This window comes from Rhodococcus sp. YH3-3 (assembly GCF_001653035.1).
Classification (GTDB): domain Bacteria; phylum Actinomycetota; class Actinomycetes; order Mycobacteriales; family Mycobacteriaceae; genus Rhodococcus_F; species Rhodococcus_F qingshengii.
The window spans coordinates 2,130,113-2,148,810 of sequence record NZ_BCWH01000002.1 but is presented as its reverse complement, the minus strand read 5'-3'; the positions used below and the strand labels follow the sequence as shown (position 1 = coordinate 2,148,810).

The following is an 18,698-nucleotide window of genomic DNA, read 5'->3' as shown; positions in this document are numbered from 1 at the left end:
AATGAATCAGCTGAAAGATCGAGTAATCATAGTAACCGGCGCCGGTCGTGGTTTGGGCCGGGAGCACGCCCTGCTACTTGCGGCCGAAGGCGCAAAAGTGGTTGTCGACGACACCGGCGCCGGACCGGACGGGCACGGAAACGACATCAGTATTGCGGCATCGGTCGTCGACGAAATCGTCGCGGCCGGAGGAATCGCAGTTGCCAGTGTCGCGGACGTCACGACGATCGACGGCGCGAGCGAACTCCTGGACCTGGCCCTCGAGGCATTCGGCTCGGTCGACGGCCTGGTCAACAATGCCGGCATCCTGCGTGATCGAATGTTTCTGAACATGCCCGAGGCCGATTGGGACGACGTGATCTCGGGACAACTACGCGCTACATTCGCGCCCTGCACTGTATTCGGCAACTACTGGCGCGAGCGTTCGAAGTCGGGCGAAACCGTCGCGGCGTCGATCGTGAACGTATCGAGCACCTCCGGGCTGCTCGGTGCCGTCGGTCAGAGCAACTACGGCGCCGCGAAGGCCGGGATCGCAGCGTTGACAACGATCCTCGCACAGGAGGTCGCCCGATACGGTGTGCGAGTCAACGCAATTACGCCTGTGGCCAGGACACGGATGACCGAGAATGTTCCCGGTATCAAGGAACTTGTTGCAGCACCTGACGATCCGAGTACATTCGACACCTATCATCCAGGCAACGTCTCGCCAGTTGTGGCCTATCTGCTCACCGAGAAGTGCCCCGCCACTGGTCAGGTGTTTTACGCCAAAGGCGGCGAAGTCCGCCAGTTTCTCGGGTGGCAGTACGGAAAGACCATCGCCAGAGACTCGCGATGGACGGTGGAAGAGTTGACAGAGGCGATGAGTGAAATTGTCTGAGACGACTGCGCCGATCCCTGGTCCGGGACACGGCCTTGCTGAAGGCAAATCCGTTCTGGTGACAGCAGCAGCGGGAACTGGAATCGGATTCGCAGCGGCACAACGCTTTGCTGCCGAAGGTGCCCGACTGGCGATCAGTGACCGGCATGAGCGCAGATTGATCGCGGCCGCCGACCGCGTCGAGTCCGAGTTCGGCACCCGCCCACTCACTGTTCCTTGCGATGTCACGGACAATCAGCAGATCGACGCAATGGTCGATCGGGTGGTTGCCGAGTATGGATCCATCGACGTCCTCATCAACAACGCAGGCCTCGGCGGGACGGCGAGCATTCAAAGTATGACCGACGAGCAGTGGTGTTCGGTACTCGATGTGACCCTGACGAGCACTTTCCGCACCACACGATCAGTGTTGAGAGTCATGATTCCACGAGGGTCGGGGGTGATCGTCAACAACGCGTCGGTCATCGGCTGGCGTGCGCAGGAAGGGCAGTCGCACTACGCCGCAGCGAAAGCCGGCGTCATGGCGCTCACACGATGCTCTGCCCTCGACGTGGCACCGCACGGAATCCGGGTCAACGCGGTTGCACCGAGCATCGCGATGCATCCTCACCTTGCCAAGGTGACCAGCGACGAACTGCTCGAACAGCTCAGCAAGAGTGAGGCTTTCGGTCGTGCGGCACAGCCGTGGGAGGTCGCAAACGTCATGGTCTTTCTTGCAAGCGACTACTCGTCGTACATGACGGGCGAAGTCGTTTCGGTAAGTAGCCAACATGCATAGCCACCCATGGGGTCTGAAGGAGAAGCTGTGGTCGACAAAGAGTCACTAGGTATCACGGGCACCCCGTTCCGTATGGACATCGAGCGCGGCAAGATTCGTGAGTTCGCCGTTGCCACGTATTCGAGCAATCGGAACTATGTCGAAGACGAGTTCCCGGTAGTGCCCCCGACGTTTCTCACCACGACCCTCCTCTGGCAGACAGAGGGCTCGGATCCGTGGCGGAAGGTAGAGCTCGACGGCAAACGCGGACTCCATGCCGAACAGAAGTACGAGTTCTTCGGTCCACCTCCCCGCGCAGGTACTCGTCTGAACTGCACTTCGCGGATCGTCGACATCTACACGAAGCAGGGACGGAAGGGCGGCGAGATGACTTTTGCCGTGATGACAACGGATTTCGAAGACGAACAGGGAAATCTCATTGCTCGGGCAACTATGACCGGAGTGGAAACTGCTCGACCGACTGTGGAGGAATCTTGATCAACACAGTGTCAGTCCCGACCCCGTGGGTTGTCGGTCCGGTATCCCGCACCGATTTCGTCAGGTACCAAGGTGCGTCGGGAGACATGAATCCGATTCATCACGACCAGGTTTTCGCCGAGGCGGCGGGGTACCCGAGTCCGTTTTCGGTCGGGATGTTCCAAGCTGGGCTCCTGGCCACCTTCGCCACCGATTGGCTGGGTGCAGAGAACATCCGAGCGATACGAGTTCGGTTCCTCGAACAGGTTTGGCCCGATGACACTCTGACATGCTCAGCGCTTGTCGAACGAACCTATGCGGACGACGAAGGTGACAAGATCGACGTCGAACTCGCCTGCACGCGGCAGACCGGCGGATTGGCGGTCAAGGCGTGGGCAACCTTCGTGCGGACGCCCCTCGTACCGTCGGAGCGGCCGTGAAGGCGCACGTATGTACCCAGCTGGGGTTGCCGAATCAACTGCAGTTCAAAGAAATTGACGATCCCACGCCGACACCGAACCAAGTTCTCGTCTCGGTCAAGGCGGCGGGTGTCAATTTTCCCGACGGGTTGATCGTCGCCGGAACGTATCAAACTAAACCCCCACTCCCCTTCATTCCAGGGTCGGAAGTCGCGGGTGTAGTGCACAGTGTCGGCTCGGACGTCCAAGGGGTCACCCCGGGGGTGCGAGTCATGGCCTTCTGCGGCATGGGCGGATACGCGGAACTCGTGGCGGTCACCAGTGACAAGGTCTTTGTCATCCCTGATTCCATGAGTTTCTCCGACGCTGCCGGATTCGTGGTTACCTACGGAACGTCCTACCACGCACTCGTCGACCGAGCTGCGATCCGACCAGGAGAGACATTGCTCGTCCTGGGTGCCTCCGGGGGCGTCGGGCTCACCGCAATCGAGATCGGCAAAGCATTGGGTGCACGCGTGGTGGCGGCGGCGTCCTCCGAAGCGAAACTCGAGGTCTGTAAGCAACATGGAGCAGACGAGTTGATCAACTACACAACGGGCAACCTTCGCGAACGAGTCGCACAGGTCGCACCGTCCGGTGTAGACGTGGTGTACGACCCGGTCGGTGGAGATCACGCCGCTACAGCGGTGCGCGCATTATCCACCGCAGGAAGATATTTGACGGTTGGCTACGCTTCGGGGCAGATTCCGAAGATCGGCATGAATCGCCTCCTCGTCGTTGGCGGGGCGCTACATGGAGTTCTCTGGGGCGCATGGGCGAAGCGTAATCCGGAGTGCAACGCGGACAACATGCGAGCGCTCTTCGACATGTACGACGGTGGCGCTCTGTCTCCTCATGTGAACAGCATCCACCCGCTGATCAATGCTCCTACCGCACTCGAGGAAGTCATGAGTCGACGAGCGCTGGGCAAAGTCATCCTCTCAACCAACCCCGAATGACAATTCACGACAAAAGGTGCCGTCAATGGACTTAGCTCCGAGCCCCGCTGCGCGCGAAATCATCGCGCGTCTAGAAGCATTCATGGACGAACACGTCTACCCAGCTGAGTCGGTTTACTCCGAACAACTCGAGGCCGCAGGACCTCGCAGTCACGTCTTGCCACCCGTAGTCGAGTCGCTGAAGTTGGAAGCGAGACGCCAGGGCATGTGGAATCTGTTCATGCCGGCGCTCTCACGACTGTCTCACCTCGACTACGCCCACATCGCCGAGGTGACGGGACGCTCGCCCTACATTGCCCCCGAAGCCCTCAACTGCGCGGCGCCCGATACCGGAAACATGGAGATCCTGCACTTGGTGGGAACCCGCGAGCAGAAGGAGCGATGGCTTCAACCACTGCTCGACGGCACAATGCGTTCGGGCTTCTCCATGACTGAACCCGATGTTGCGTCCTCCGATGCCCGAAACATCATGACGTCGATTGTTCGGGACGGCGACGAATACATCGTGAACGGTCGAAAATGGTGGACGACCGGTGCAGCAGACCCACGGTGCGAAATTCTGGTAGTCATGGGGAAGACGAATGCCGAGGCAGAGCCCCACAAGCAGCAATCGATGATCTTGGTGCCCGTCGCCACCGCTGGAGTCGAAATCGTGCGCAGTTTACCGATATTCGGATACCACGACCAACACGGCCACTGTGAAATTCGGTTCGATAACGTTCGAGTACCGGCAACAAATATGCTTGCGTCCGAAGGAGACGGGTTCGCCATCGCACAGGCGCGCCTGGGTCCGGGCAGAATTCACCACGCCATGCGCTGTATCGGCATGGCGGAGCGCGGATTGGACTTGATGGTTCGACGTGCCCAGTCTCGTAACGCTTTTGGCGGGCCGATCTCGGATCAGGGAGTTGTCCGGACCTGGATCGCCGAATCGCGAATGGAAATCGAGCAGGCCCGCCTTCTGGTGCTGAAGACAGCATGGATCATCGACCAGGTCGGAGCCAAGGGCGCTCAGATCGAGATCGCGGCAGTCAAAGTCATCGGTCCTCGTGTGGCGCGCAACGTCCTGAATCGATCGATCCAGTGCCACGGGGGTGGCGGTGTCACCGACGACTTCCCGATCGCGAGAATGTGGGCGAGTGCCCGGATCCTCGGTATCGCCGATGGACCAGACGAAGTGCATATCAGGAGCGTCGCACGCCACGAGTTGCGCAAGCACCGCTGACGGCGATCGGTGTTCGAGGCCCGCGAAAGCCGTTGTATTGCTGAATCATCAGCCTTCGTCCACTCGAGCGCATGGTTGACCTCGGTCAACCGCTTCGGGCTGCGGCCCGTGAAGAGAAAACCTCAACCAATTGAATAGGAGAGGCAAATGCCTCGCGCGTCAAAATCAAGGGAAGTGTCCTTCGATCACGAAGTGGACTTCCTCGTAGTCGGCAGCGGTGCCGGTGGGTTGACCGCGGCGTTGGCAGCCGCCGCCAATGGTCTGAACACCCTCGTCATCGAAAAAGCAGACGTTTATGGCGGCACCACCGCGCTGTCGGGCGGCAACATCTGGGTGCCCAACAATCCAACTCTCATCCGCGAAGGGCTCTCGGACAGCCGTGACGACGTCCGGGCGTACATGCGAGCTGTCGTTGGTGATGGAGTTCCCGAGGACAACATCGACGCATTCGTCGACGAAGGTCCACGCGTGTTCGAGTTCCTCGAGAAGACCAGCCCGCTCATGCGATTCCAATGGTGTACGGGCTATTCGGACTATCACCCGGAGAAGCCGGGCGGTCGCCCACGTGGACGTACCATCGAACCGCTTCCTTTCGACCTGAAAATGCTCGGCACCGACGAGTCCGGTCTGCGCCCCGGCGCACTTCCGACTCCCGCCGGTCTGTACATCACATCCAAAGAGTTCGTGAAACTGAACATGGTCATGCGTACCTGGGCAGGGCGACGTGCCGCGCTGGCAACCGGGTGGCGTGCAGCGAAGAGTGTTCTGACCAGAAGGCACATGGAGACACTCGGGCAGGCCCTGGTCGGCCGTCTGCGCCTGGCGATCAAACAAGCCGGCGTTCCGCTTTGGCTGAACACTGCGATGGAATCGCTGATCACCGACGACGATGATTGCGTGGTGGGTGTGGTGGCCGAGCGCAGCGGCCGCACTGTCAGAATCCGAGCTTCCAAAGGCGTACTGCTCGCCTGCGGCGGTTTCGAACAGAGCGACGAGATGCGTCGGCAATATCTCCCGGAAAACGCCAGCGCCAACTACAGCCTCGGTTCAGTCGACAACACTGGAGACGGCATCCGCGCGGGACAACAAATCGGTGCCTCAGTTGACCTGATGGATGACGCGTGGTGGATGCCCTCGTTCAAGAGACCTGACGGGATCATGCACGGATTGGTCTCCGAACGGTCGGTTCCCCGATCGATCATCGTGAACCAGAACGGAGTTCGGTTCACCAATGAATCCGCTCCCTACGTGACATTCGTCCACAACCAGATTGCCGGGGGTCACGACCCAGCGTGGTTCATCTTCGACGCGAAGGCCAAAAGTCGCTATCAGATCGGAGCGATCATGCCGGGGCAGAAGTTCCCGAAATCCTGGTTCGACAACGAACTCCTCTACACCGGCGACACGCTCGACGAGTTGGCCGGCCGCCTCGGACTTCCGAAGAAACAATTAGCTCTCACTGTGCATCGATACAACAGGTTTGCGCACAACGGTGTAGACGAAGACTTCGAGCGTGGAAAAAGTGCGTACGACAACTACTACGGGGACCCGACATTGCCAGTCCCCTCGATGGACATGATCGACGAAGGTCCGTACTACGCGATTCGACTACGAACCGGCGATCTGGGAACGAAAGGCGGGCTCGTCTACAACAAACATGCACAGGTCATGCACAGTTCCGGTGAACCGATTGCAGGTCTCTACGCGACGGGCAACACCTCGTCCGCGGTCATGGGCAACGACTACGCCGGGGCAGGCGCGACCATCGGGCCGGCGATGGTTTTCGGATACATCGCGGCGCGCCACGCAGCTGACCGCCGACAGGACCCGCGATAGATCGGAATCGTTCCCGTTCCCGTCGGCACGACGTACAACCACGCGGAGGTGGCCTGGACGAACATCCATGCCACCTCTGGTCGGTGCTCGGTGACTCGCCAACGCGATGGATGCACTGTCACACAGTCTGCAATTCCGCAGGCAGTTCGACCGCGTCGCTACCCGAAGCCGCAAGCAGCTGCGCGTACCGCCCGCCTTGCTTCACCAGTTCGTCGTGGGTGCCCTTTTCCACAACCACGCCCTGGTCGAGGACCGCGATGAGATCCGCATCTCGAACCGTGGAGAGTCGGTGCGCCACAACAAGAGTGGTGCGTCCGACCATCAGCTCGTCGAGCGCGTCCTGCAACGCACGTTCAGTGCGATTGTCCAAGGCGCTCGTCGCCTCGTCGAGGACGAGGATCGGCGGATTCCGCAGGACTGTGCGCGCGATCGCTATGCGCTGTTTCTCACCGCCGGAGAATCGGTAGCCGCGCTCGCCGACCATGGTGTCGTACCCGTCGTCGAGACCGGAAATGAACTCGTGGATCTGCGCGATGCGCGCTGCCTGCTCGATCTCGGCGTCCGTGGCGTCGGGTTTCGCGAACCGAAGGTTCTCACGAATCGTCGTGTGGAAGAGATACGTCTCCTGCGACACCACACCTACCAGGTCGGAGACCGTCGCCAGATCGAGGTCCCGCAGATCGACGTCGTCGATTCTCACCGATCCCGCAGTCGGGTCGTACAGACGTGCGGCCAAGTATCCGAGAGTGGTCTTGCCCGAACCCGTGGAGCCGACAAGCGCCAAGGTTCCGCCGGCCGGGACCGTGAGGTCGATGTTGTCGAGGGTCTTGCTGTCGGTTCCTGGATACGAGAAGTCGACGTGGTCGAACCGAAGTTCGCCGGACATCTTGGTGCGGTCGAAGCTCTTCGACTCTTCCGGATCCGCGATGTCGATCGGCAGATCCAGGTACTCGAACACGCGACTGAACAGTGCCATCGAGCTCTGCACCTCGACGCCCGTGTTGAGCAGCATCATGGTGGGGCGGAACAATTGTGTTTGCAACGTGGTGAATGCGACGAGGGTGCCGACGGTGATGGTGTTGCCGTGATCGAGAGTGAAACCGGCAAACCAGTAGACCAGTGCAGGCATGGCTGCGAAGGTGATCGACATGGTCGCCATGCGCCACTTGCCGGCCATCATGGCTCGGAGTTCGACGTCTGCGACTTCCGCTGAACGCTCGGTGAATCGATCCGTCAGAGCCGACTTCGCGCCGGTCGTCTTGCCGAGGAGAATGCCACTGACGGAGAGAGATTCCTCCACCTGGACCGACAGATCACTGAGTAGCTTCTGCCGCTTACCAGAGATCTTGCGGCGCTCGTCACCGATCTTGCGTGCGATACGGATGAACACCGGCAAGATCGCCAGCGAGAAGATGGCAAGCCGCCAATCCAGAAGGAACAGAGCAACAATGGTGGCTGCCACGGTCGTTGCATTCTGCGCGATGGATGTTGCCGTGTTGGTGACCACCGACTGCATACCGCCGATGTCGTTGGCAATACGCGACTGAACTTCTCCGGTTCGGGTTCGAGCGAAGAATCCGAGCGACTGATTCTGCAGATGCGAGTAGACCCGCACGCGCAGTTGGTGCATCAGTTTCTGGCCGATGCTGTTGGACATCCAGGTCTGCGCCACGCCGAGACAGCTCGTGATCACGGCAATAGCGATCATGCCGATGGCCAGAACGCTCACGAGTCCGAGGTTCTTGTCCGGGATCGCCTTGTCGAGCATTTCGCGTAGGAGCAGCGGGCTGCCCAGCGCCACGATCGCGCTGAGTGTGATGACCGCGGTGACGATGGCGATCTGAGTTCGATACGGCGCGAACAGTCCGAGTACGCGTTTTGCCGGTACGGATTCCGCCGGAGTGATCTCGACAGCGGATCGTTCGATGTTTCGCATGCGATCTGGTTTCACGTTCTACCTCCTGGAGGCTTTCTCACCCTAGTTTCATATTGATGAGGTTACCTCACTATGAGGCTGACACCAACAACGCTAGACTGACGCCATGCATTCCCGAGAGCGCGAACTCACCGACGTCGTGATGTCCGTGGCACGGCTCATCCGCCGACGTCAGGTGGCAGCGCTGGAACCATTCGGTCTCTCGCCGTCGCAAAGCCGAGCGCTGCGAGTACTGACCCGAGTGGGCGAGCCGGTTCGACTCGGGTTTCTTGCCGAGCGACTGCGCATCGTTCCGCGGTCGGCGACCGACGTCGTGGATTCCCTCGAAGAGGCCGGATGGGTGCGCCGCACTCCCGATCCGAACGATCGGCGAGCCGTGTTACTCGAGCTCACCGACGCCGGCGCTACCCTCGCTGCCGACGTCGCAAAAGCTCAACGACGCGAATCTTCGGATGTGTTCGACGACCTCGACGAATCGGAGCGAGCAACTCTCACCGAACTTCTCGAGCGAGTGGACGCGGGGCACGACTCGCGGCCCCGCGACTGCCCGAAACCTTCGGTCTGAGTCCTCACGCAGCGACGGTGTCGATTGCGTCCTCGACATTCTCCGCCGACGTCGGCTTGCTCTGACGCTCGATCTTCGAGATGCAACGAGCAAGGTCCGCGCCTACCGCAGTCGCCCGTAGCTCGAGATCGGAACGAGGCACACCCTCTTTGGTTGTGTACTCGTTGGTGCGCAACTCCCCCGCCACCATGACCGGATCACCCTTCATGATGGATGCGCCGACGCCGGTGACCAACCGCCGCCAGCAGCTGACCGTGAGATAGAGGGTCGCTCCGTCCGTCCACTCTCCGGTCACCGTGTCTTTGCGACGCGTGTTGCTCGCCATCCGAAAGCTCAGCACCTCTTCGCCATTGGTGGTCTGCCGCTTCACCGGATTGGTGATGACGGTTCCGACAACCGTTGCATGCGTTTCGTACATGTCCGATCCCCCTTCGAACTCCAGAACCCGCCAACTGCCGCGGGGCCGATCATTGCGTCGGCAGTTTCGATTGTGGAACGACAAACGCGTGGCTCGGGATCTTCGATTTCCACCTGTGCATCGGTGGAACAGCTGTGGAGAAACAGCACTGCCCGAGCCAAACGGCCCGGGCAGTGTCGGAGCTAAGTGCTAGTGGAGGATTCGTCGGATTTCTTCTCGCTGGGTGTCTCGTCCGCAGAGTCCTCGCTTGCAGTCTCCGCGTCAGCAGCCTCACGGGGTTTCCACCCTTCGCGGTCTCGCCTGGCCAATTCGGCGAACATCGCGTTGTGCGCGGCGAGGTCGGCGTCGTGGTCGCGCTCGGCCGCACGGTCGGTTCGCCGCGCTGTCCTGCCATCGCTGCGCGACCACTGAACCAGTAGCGCGAGCATGACCACCATGAGCGGGATCTCGCCGGTCGCCCACGCGATGCTGCCGCCCAGCTGCTGATCGCCGATCAGGTCGTTGTTCCAGCCGAGGCCGAGCGAACGGAAGTACGCGCCGCCCATGACGGCGGTGGTGCTCATCAATGCCACGCCGAAGAAGGCGTGGAACGGAAGCGAGCCGAAGACCATTGCCAGCTTGGTCACCGGCTGCAATTGGCGTGGTGACGGGTCGATTCCGATCGCCACCCAGTAGAAGAGATAGCCGCTGAGGATGAAGTGCAGGTTCATCAGCAGGTGAGCGCTGTGCGAGTCGACCGTCGCACCGTAGATTCCGCCGAGATACAGCGCGTAGAAACCGCCGACGAAGAGAACTGCCGCCACGATCGGGTGAGTGATGAATCGCGAGAACGGGCTGTGCAGCGCGGTCAGAATCCACTCGCGAATGCCGGGCACGCCGTCCTTGCCTGCCGGATCCAGGGCCCGCAGAGCCAAAGTGATCGGCGCACCCAGAACCAGCAGGACTGGTCCCAACATCGACAGCGCCATGTGCGCACCCATGTGAACGCTGAAGACTGCCGGTGCGTATTTGCCGACGCCCGACGACGTGGCGATCAGGAGCACCGCACAACCGCTCATCCAGGCGATGGTTCGGCCGACAGGCCAGGAATCCCCACGCTTGGCCAGCTTGCGAAGGCCGATGCCGTACAGAATCGCCGCAGCAACGGCGGCGGTGCCGAACATGAGGTCGAATCGCCAGTCCGTCACGAAGGCCATGAACGACGGCGGGTCCGGAAGGTTGTAACCGAGTTCGACCTCGGGGATCGAGGGAATCGACAGCGGCGGGGGCGGCGGGGTACGACCGAGGCCGATCGCGAGGCCGATGGTTGCCGCCATCACGATGCCTTCAGCGCCGGCAAATCGAATCAGGGCAGAGCGACTCTTCGGATTCTCCGCCAGCGCCGGTAGCGCCCGACTCCGCTGAGCCCAACCGAAGAACCCGAGGATGATCAGTGCAACTGTTTTCGCGACGATCAATCGTCCATATGTCGTGGTGAATACGTCGTCGAGAGGCAGACGGACAATCGCGTTGATGACGCCGCTGAATCCCATGACGACGAAGCAGATGGATGCGACCGTCGAAAAGCGTCGGGCTGCTACGTCGGTGTAATCGCCGCCGCGGCGCGCGTGTGCCAGTAGCGCGAACAACCCGCCGGCCCAGAGCGAAGCCGCCACGAGGTGCAGGATCAGACTATTGGTAGCGATGTCATGCGAGCCGCCCGAAGACGAGTGACCGGTGAGAGCAAGCGGCATCAGTCCGAGGAGACCGACCAGCAGCAGGAGCGGAGTCCACCACCAGCGCAGTGTCAGTCGGGCCAGGATCGCCAGAACAACCGCGATGATCGCCGTCCAACGCCAAGCGCCGGCGATCTCGACCTGATCGAGTCCCGACCACAGGTTCGCCGGTTTGATCGCTTCGGCAAACGGCTGACCCGACGTGTCAGAGAGCGTCAGAGGCACCATCATGAACGAACAGATCGCCCACACGATCGCGGCGTGCGATGCAGTTCGGACTGCCCGATAGCCGTCGACGTCGAGGACGCCCGACTTCTGCGGCGGCACGAAGAACGCGGCCAGCAGCAGTGACCCGATCGCAATAACCGCGGCGATCTCCCCCAGTGCCCGCATCGCGGGCAGGCCGTACGTGGTGATCGGGCCTGGATCCGGGATACCTAGAAGAGTCAGTGCCTGCGACGCGGAGAATCCCACCACGATGGCTGCGGTGAGCCCTGCGATGAGTCCACTGACCACGAATATCGCGGTCGAAGAAGCGGGTGCACCGCTGTGCTGTGTGGACTCCGGTGGGGAATCTGTCGGCGCGAGGTCGGGTGTAGCCATACCTCAAGGGTAGGACCTTCGCGAACCGACTACGACAACGCGTCGGAGTTGGGCGGCGCGCGTCACATCCCGAACCCTCGAGTATGATGTTCCACGCGCCTCCGTAGCTCAGGGGATAGAGCAAGAGCCTTCTAATCTCTTGGTCGCAGGTTCGAATCCTGCCGGGGGCACCACAAGATTTGATTCACGGATAGTCACACTGCGTGGACGAGCGGCCACTGGGCAGAACAGTCTGATTCGGATCGAAACCTAGCCCACAAATTGCGTGCCGTCCGCAGTAATCTGCCTCGCATGAAGAAGGCACTTCCGAAGACCCTGAAGTCACTCGCCCGGACCGTTGGAATCCTGGCACTCGCGATCGTCGTTGTATCCGTCGTCGAGCGGTTCACCGGCGCACACCAACCGACTACCGGTCCCGCCTCGTTGACCGGGCCCGACCAATCGTTGTAGCCCTTCCCTGCGACAAGGTCGTCTCACGAAGTTCTACGACGACGAGTCGGTAGGCAAGAGTCCACCAATGGCGGCTGAGTCGCATGCAACACGCTACGCGGAGCGGCCGCGACTGTCACAGAATCTCTGCGCTCCGGATCCCAAGGCGTCACAGCAGCCGGGGCAGTCAAACCTTGCGGGCAGCCGTGGGTGTAGCGCCATTGACACAAGCTGCGTCAGAATGGTTGCGCGAGAACTCGATTCGAAGGTCCGATTTCGCGAAGTGTCCAGAGAGCTGCGAAAAGTACCGGCTGAGGGACCTCGCGGCCACTCGGTGCGGTTGCTCGGATGTGGCGACTGCACGCCGATCGAACCGGTCGCATCCACCGTCAGCAACTACGCAACGACCGTCACCATTTGACTCCGGGCATCGAAAGCGCTTGAAAAGTAAGCCAGTTCATCGTGCCGAGGCGCGCGAGAACGACCTGAACTTGCGAGGTCTCGAGATCTTCGAAGAAGCCTCCGACGTGGCATTTTCCGAGATCCACACACATCCCAGACAGTGCCTCATCCGTGCGCACAAGAGCGCCGCCCAAAGTCGCTGCGGCGCGTGATCAGCTGGACTGACGTAAGCGTACCGAAGGCCTTCTACGAAAAGCTAGGCGATTCTTCGTCTCGAAATGCCATGTCGGCCCCCGAAGCATTATCGACAGTTAACTGAGGCCGGAATCCAATCTGCTAAGAAAAACGAATCTAATGTGACCCCTATCTCTGGATCATTTCAGAACAGGGGTTTCGATGACCCGCGACTGAATTCACCCCCTAATTCACCCTCCTCCTACACACAGAAAAATGATTTGCATTTATATCGAGCGTGTGTGCACAGATAATTCGCTCCACACCTTGTCGTTCCGACAGCAAACAAGGGGCAGTGAACTGCATAAAGGCTCATTCGGTACAGCAGCGCCGACTCGGCTCGGCCGCTCACCGATTGTCGGCAAGGGCAAAGGCAGGCATGCAAACGATGGTCGAGATCGAATTGTGATGAACCAGCCAGTTAACTTGAAAGAAATCAACGGAAGATAGATATACCCAGGTAAGCGCAGTTTTTCTTGCATGGACGCACGTCCATGGCGTGTCCAGCTATGCGATTTGCTCGTGTTAGATTCCTGATTGCGCATCGCCCGGTTTGCGCCTTCTGCGTTGTTTGCGCGGAATTTGCATCTTCTCGCGAACGGCCCCGCGCACATTTCTTTACGTTGTGCCAAAGAAAGGAATTTCATGAAAACCGTCACGGCAGCGAAGCACGTAGCACGAAGACTCCCCCCCTCGGAGCCATCGCACTGTTGCTTTTGCTATCCGGGATGGTGCTCATGCTCGAACTGCAATGAATCGCGCAGGAAAGATCCTCGGCCGCAGCCTTTAGTACCTCGTAGGTCGTCGCGTTAGGTAATACCGGCGGTCGATTTTTCTTGGAATTTCCTGGCCTACCCAGAGCCGGCCGTCGGTCTGCGCTGGCGCCAACCAGGTCCGATTACCAACTGTTCGGCTCCGCAATAGGTCGCCTGAGAATCACCAACGCTCGCAACCAGGCTCCAGAGCGGCTCAAAGGTCCCGTTTCCCTATTCGACGGCCCCGGAAACGGGGCCTAAATCATGTGTTCTGAACGAAAGGTGTTCGTCATGCGTAACCGTGTCTTCCCACGCCGTGCCGGGGAGGGGGTGGTGTCTCGGTGGGCAGCTTTGGGGATGATCGTTGCGGTCCTGGCGCTGGTCGTATCGTCGTTCTCTTTCGTCCAGGTTGCCTCGGCCGATGACGTCGGGACCTCGACCACCATAGTTCCGACCACAATAGTTCCGACCACACCGAAGCCGCCCGCGACTACGACGGAGGCGCCACTGAAGACGACGGCACCGCCTCCTTCCACGTCGGAGTCACCCACTTCTGCGAAACCGCCGATCACGACGGCGTCCTCGTCGACGACTCCTGTGGCGGCGCAGCGACTGGCCGCACGCGGAGTCAATCCCGGCATCGATGTGAAAATCACCGACGTCCAGGTCGAAGGGAAGAACGACCAGCAGATCACGGTCGGGGACTCCGTCACGGTGAAGGGCATTTGGGACGCGTCAAGCGCGAGTCCGCAGCCGGGCGACCAGTTCACCATTGAATTCCCTGGCGAGCTGAAGCTTCAGTCCAACCCGACGATCGCGCTGGAGGGCGACGATGGGACGGTTTGGGGCACATGCGATCTGGCTGCTTCCACCAATCTCATGACCTGCGTGCTCTCCGACGCTGTGGCGGATCGGCCGGACGAGGTGAAGGGCGATTTCTTCGTCTACACGAAGGCAGTCGAGTACACCACGTCAGAGACTGTGGATTTCACGATCAACAACAAGGTCACGCAGGTCGACCTGCCCGGCACGGGCGGCATCACCGACGGCCGCGTAATCGGCGAGTCGACGAAGTCCGGCAAACTCCAGGACAACAAGCAGTCAGTGCGGTGGACCATCGACATCCCCGGCGCAGATCTGGCCAAGTTGGACACAGGCAACACCGGTTCGGTGACCCTGAGCGACGAGCTCTCCGACAACATGAAGGTGTGTGCGGGCAGCCTGCTCAACGCGAAGCTGTGGTCCGGTCGCCCGGGCGATCTCAAAGAGACCCCTGGCGGCGTCACCGTCACCCAACCCGACGCGGGTGATCAGGTCACGATCAACATCAACAACGGCGGGCCCTTCGAGGGCAGCAAGCTCTACCGCATCGAGTACACCTCATGCACGACCAGCGGCGTTGTGGATCTCAAGGGGACTCAGTACACCAACTCCGTGACGATCGGTGACAACACGGTGGCTTCGGATGGCGTGGGACAGGACTACGCGCCGCAGACCGAGCCCTGGAAGGGCGGCTACCTCGACGGCGGTAAGCGCAATATGGAAGCCGTCTGGACGATTGTGGTTCCGGGCACCGACATTGCCGCCAACAACCACAAGATCGACATCACCGACACCTTCGGCGGCCCCCATGCGGTCTGTGCCTCGGGCGTGCAGGTAGTCATCGAGAAGTCTGACTACCTCCCAGGGCGGGAGAACGAACCCAACTACCGCACTCCTGCCGCAGGATTCACCATTGCTCCCATCGGCGCAGTAGCCGGCGCGAGTACCTTCACCGCGGCGATCACTGTGGATAACCCGGACACATTCAACGAAGAACAGTATTACTACTTCACGTACCGGACCTGCCTGACCACCACCGAGGTGCCGGACTCCGAGGACCATCTCACCAACTCGGCGGTCGTCAACAAGACGTCGATCACGGGAAAGACTGAGGGACCTGGGTTCACGAGCGGCAAGAACGGCGCGATCAACACCACGTCGCAGACGATCGGCGGTGTGGAGCAGCCGGCAGGCACCACCCTCAATTGGACCGTGGAAATCTCCGGACACGATCTCGAGGGCCTTACGGAACCGGCGGTCATCAACGACAGGTTCTCACCGAACATGACGGTGTGTGAAATCGGCGGCGATCTCAAGAGCAACCTCAATCTCAAGGTCGTCGCGCAAGACTTCTTCGACGGCAACAAGAAACGCGATATAACCGACGCCACCTCGGTGGCGCGCGCCGACGGCGGTTTCGATCTCACCCTCCCTCGGGACGCGGACGGTTACAGCCGTCAGACGAAGTACCTCGTCAGCTACACCCTGTGCACCAGCAGCGGCGGACTGGACCAGCGCGACACGGAATACTCCAACACCCTCACCTATGCCGGCAAGCAGACGCTGTCGAAGAGCGTCAAGCAGGAATGGGGCGGCGGCGGCACCGGCCAAGGTGTGTCGCGGGGCTCGTTCTCGCTTCTGAAGGAGATCGCTCCCTTCTCCGAGAAATTCCCGGAAGACACCGAGTTCACTGTGAAAGTCGAGGAGTTCGCCCCCCGGGCAAGATCCAGCGACCGACGCCCCGGTGAGCTCCTACGAGATCAAGGTGAAGGCTGACGGGACACCCGTCAGTGGGATCAACCCCCGCGGAACCGGCTGGCAGATCCGCCTGTCCGAGATCAACCTCCCGACCGTTGACGGTGTGTACTTCGAGAGAGGGACGTTCCGCCCGTCGGAGGGTGTGACGCTCAACGGGGACCGCACCGAGGCGCTGGTGACCATCACGCCGAAGAGCAATGTCGGTGTCACACTGCTCAACAAAGCGAGCCTGGGATCGGCGAGGATCACCAAATCCGTCATCGGTGACGGAGCGCGCACGGGGCTCGAGGCTTTCGTCGTCAACGCAGAGATCGCCTTCGGTGACGACGCCGCCGGCAACGAGCTGCGTCAATTCACCCTGAAGGACGGTCAGCACTACGACCTGGGCAAATTGCCCATCGGAGCGAAAGTCACCTTCACCGAGGTCCAACCGACGAACACCGACCTCGTGACGTGGTCGCTGCCGGTGATCAGCCCGAAGACGCTCACCATCGGCACCGACGCGTCGGCGAACACGGTCTCCGTCACCAACGAGGCCACGATCACGCAAGGCACCTTCGAAGTGAGCAAAAAGCTCACGGGCCCGAAGGCGTCCGACAAGGCCGTACCGGCGAGCTTCGACGTGATTGCCACCTGGCTCGATACGGACGACAACCCGCAGAGCAAGACGCTGTCTCTTCCGTCCGACGGCACCGCGGTTCCGTTCGGCGAGAACCTGCCGGGCGGCACCGAAGTCACACTGACAGAGCTGGTTCCGGCAAACGGTGACGGTCTCGCCTATGGCGTGCCCGCATACTCCGGGAATGTCAGGATCAGTCCGGACAACGCAGCCGTGGTGACCATCGGCAAGGATCTGCGCAAGATCGAGGTGTCGAACTTCGTCGACGTCAACGACGGCACTCTGCGCATCGCAAAGCAGGTCGGCGGTGAGGCCGCCGAGGCCGTCGGCGACGACGTGGAGTTCACGGTCGAGGCGCGTTGGCGCGACGGTGTGGAGTACCGCACCCAGGTGCTGAGCGTCAAGCAGGGACAGACCACACCGCTCGGCGTCGACCTCCCTGTCGGCACCGAGGTGACCTTCACTGAGACCGGCCGTCCCGATGTCGACGGAGTCGAGTGGGGCACGATCTCCTGGGGCACCAGCCCGGAAGGCGAATCGTGGCTGCATTCGAACCTCGACGGCACCGCGACGGGCATAGTCTCCGACGACCCGACCGACGGTCGACTGATCACGCTGTCGAACGAGGCGCTGTGGAAATTCGGATCGGTCGAATTCACGAAGTTCATCCTCGACGCTGACGGCAACCCCGTCCGCGCACCCGAGGCCGACCTGCCTGACAGCGCGACGTTCGAGGTCCGTATCGACGGGATCGATCCGGCACTCCCCGCTGGAACTGATTTCCCGGCAGTGGGCCAGACCATCACCCTCGATGCCGCAAACGACTGGAGCTGGACGTCCGACGAGGTTGTGCCGCGGAACACCGTGATCACCTTCTCCGAGGTCGACCCCAAGCCACTGGCCGGTATCGACTGGGCGCGGCCGTACTACTACGTCTCCGCGGATGCCGGTGACGCCGATTACCGCGACACCGTCAAGGCGGTGGCGGGTGAGAAGGCTGTGGTGGAGATCCACAACCGCCCGATCCCGACCACCGAGGTGGATATCGACAAGATCGTGACCGGCCCCAAGGGCAGCCAGGTAGCCAAAGACGGATCCACGATCTTCCAGGTCACGGCTACGTGGACGGACATCGACAATGAGGCGCGGTCTTGTGTTCTCGATGTCAAGCCGGGCGCTTCGGTCACTCCGACCGCCCAGTGCGACGCAGCCGTCATCGACGGCCGGGTCCAGTTCCCGCTGAACACCGACATCACTTTCACAGAAACCGGTGCTCACACCGACGTCACCAACGTCAAGTGGGGTGAAGTGATCTGGGGCGTCAAGGAAGGCAAGGCGGATGTCTCGAAGATCGACGGCGAACCGACCGCAACTTCCGTCAAGCTCACCGGCGAAGCAAACAAGTCGGTGGTCCTGGGACTCGAGAACAAAACCAGCAGCAATGGGCTGATCATCATCCCGATCCCGATCCCGCTGCCGCCGTGGGAAATCCCGACATGGCCGGGCTCTGAAGTACCCGGAGGACCAGGCACTGACGTGTCGACTCCCGGCAACAACACTCCCGGCAACAACGGTGGTGGACACAACGGTGCTCCGGGCACACCTGCTCCGGGAAATCCTGCTCAGGCCAAACCGGACCAGTCCTCGTCCCTGCCGGTAACCGGCGCGAACGTCATCTGGCTCGCCGGTCTGGCGCTGGCACTGATCGGCGGTGGCGCATGGCTCACCCTGCGTAACCGCAAGCGCGCACCCGGCCAGGAGTAACTCCCAACCAGAAATACCGAAACAGGGCGGGTGCAACATACACCTGGTCGCACCCGCCCTGTTTCACCGTCACGACGCATCTATCTCGC

General features: G+C 61.1%; 14 protein-coding genes and 1 tRNA gene. 12 read left to right on the top strand and 3 right to left on the bottom strand.

Features of this window, described 5'->3' with window-relative positions:
• Position 1 precedes the first annotated feature (1 nt).
• The 7 genes from YH3_RS22985 to YH3_RS22955 all read left to right on the top strand — a co-directional run bounded on the left by YH3_RS22985 (position 2) and on the right by YH3_RS22955 (position 6,589).
• On the top strand, positions 2-877 hold the full coding sequence (locus YH3_RS22985) for an SDR family NAD(P)-dependent oxidoreductase (RefSeq protein WP_030537576.1): 876 nt from the start codon (positions 2-4) through the stop codon (positions 875-877).
• Positions 870-1,655, top strand: a complete 786-nt coding sequence (locus YH3_RS22980; protein ID WP_371595297.1) for an SDR family oxidoreductase — start codon at positions 870-872, stop codon at positions 1,653-1,655. Before YH3_RS22985 ends, YH3_RS22980 begins: the two co-directional genes overlap by 8 nt.
• A 27-nt stretch (positions 1,656-1,682) precedes the next feature.
• Positions 1,683-2,132 carry a MaoC family dehydratase N-terminal domain-containing protein gene (locus YH3_RS22975; RefSeq protein WP_003945322.1) on the top strand — a complete coding sequence of 150 codons (450 nt, stop codon included), beginning with the start codon at positions 1,683-1,685 and terminating at the stop codon, positions 2,130-2,132.
• Positions 2,129-2,551, top strand: a complete 423-nt coding sequence (locus YH3_RS22970; protein WP_007733354.1) for a MaoC/PaaZ C-terminal domain-containing protein — start codon at positions 2,129-2,131, stop codon at positions 2,549-2,551. The genes YH3_RS22975 and YH3_RS22970 overlap by 4 nt, the downstream gene beginning before the upstream one ends.
• Positions 2,548-3,528, top strand: a complete 981-nt coding sequence (locus YH3_RS22965) for an NADPH:quinone oxidoreductase family protein (protein ID WP_064444262.1) — start codon at positions 2,548-2,550, stop codon at positions 3,526-3,528. The genes YH3_RS22970 and YH3_RS22965 overlap by 4 nt, the downstream gene beginning before the upstream one ends.
• A gap of 25 nt (positions 3,529-3,553) precedes the next feature.
• Positions 3,554-4,753 carry an acyl-CoA dehydrogenase family protein gene (locus YH3_RS22960; protein ID WP_064444097.1) on the top strand — a complete coding sequence of 400 codons (1,200 nt, stop codon included), beginning with the start codon at positions 3,554-3,556 and terminating at the stop codon, positions 4,751-4,753.
• A 147-nt stretch (positions 4,754-4,900) separates the two neighbouring features.
• The gene (locus YH3_RS22955) at positions 4,901-6,589 is read left to right on the top strand and encodes an FAD-dependent oxidoreductase (RefSeq protein ID WP_058227167.1); all 1,689 of its coding nucleotides are present in this window, start codon (positions 4,901-4,903) and stop codon (positions 6,587-6,589) included.
• A gap of 118 nt (positions 6,590-6,707) precedes the next feature.
• Here the strand turns inward: YH3_RS22955 and YH3_RS22950 are convergent, their stop codons facing one another.
• Positions 6,708-8,525 carry an ABC transporter ATP-binding protein gene (locus tag YH3_RS22950; RefSeq protein WP_007733348.1) on the bottom strand — a complete coding sequence of 606 codons (1,818 nt, stop codon included), beginning with the start codon at positions 8,523-8,525 and terminating at the stop codon, positions 6,708-6,710.
• A gap of 106 nt (positions 8,526-8,631) precedes the next feature.
• Between YH3_RS22950 and YH3_RS22945 the strand changes: the two genes are divergently transcribed.
• Positions 8,632-9,090 (top strand): MarR family winged helix-turn-helix transcriptional regulator, encoded by a 459-nt coding sequence (locus YH3_RS22945; RefSeq protein WP_003945320.1) that lies wholly within the window; start codon positions 8,632-8,634, stop codon positions 9,088-9,090.
• Between the two features lie 4 nt (positions 9,091-9,094).
• Here the strand turns inward: YH3_RS22945 and ssb are convergent, their stop codons facing one another.
• Both ssb and YH3_RS22935 read right to left on the bottom strand, forming a co-directional pair.
• A complete protein-coding gene (gene ssb, locus YH3_RS22940; protein ID WP_064113153.1) occupies positions 9,095-9,508 on the bottom strand; it encodes a single-stranded DNA-binding protein in 414 nt (137 codons plus the stop codon).
• 182 nt (positions 9,509-9,690) lie between these two features.
• Positions 9,691-11,826 carry a cytochrome c oxidase assembly protein gene (locus YH3_RS22935; RefSeq protein WP_007733346.1) on the bottom strand — a complete coding sequence of 712 codons (2,136 nt, stop codon included), beginning with the start codon at positions 11,824-11,826 and terminating at the stop codon, positions 9,691-9,693.
• A gap of 97 nt (positions 11,827-11,923) precedes the next feature.
• Here YH3_RS22935 and YH3_RS22930 point away from each other — a divergent pair.
• The 4 genes from YH3_RS22930 to YH3_RS36810 all read left to right on the top strand — a co-directional run bounded on the left by YH3_RS22930 (position 11,924) and on the right by YH3_RS36810 (position 18,609).
• A tRNA-Arg gene (locus YH3_RS22930) sits at positions 11,924-11,999 on the top strand.
• 118 nt (positions 12,000-12,117) lie between these two features.
• Entirely contained in the window at positions 12,118-12,276 is a 159-nt protein-coding gene (locus tag YH3_RS36170) for a hypothetical protein (protein WP_003945304.1), read from the top strand.
• Positions 12,277-13,937: 1,661 nt separating this feature from the next.
• A complete protein-coding gene (locus tag YH3_RS36815; RefSeq protein WP_238592683.1) occupies positions 13,938-16,244 on the top strand; it encodes an Ig-like domain-containing protein in 2,307 nt (768 codons plus the stop codon).
• On the top strand, positions 16,213-18,609 hold the full coding sequence (locus YH3_RS36810; RefSeq protein ID WP_238592682.1) for a DUF5979 domain-containing protein: 2,397 nt from the start codon (positions 16,213-16,215) through the stop codon (positions 18,607-18,609). The genes YH3_RS36815 and YH3_RS36810 overlap by 32 nt, the downstream gene beginning before the upstream one ends.
• Positions 18,610-18,698: the final 89 nt, after the last annotated feature.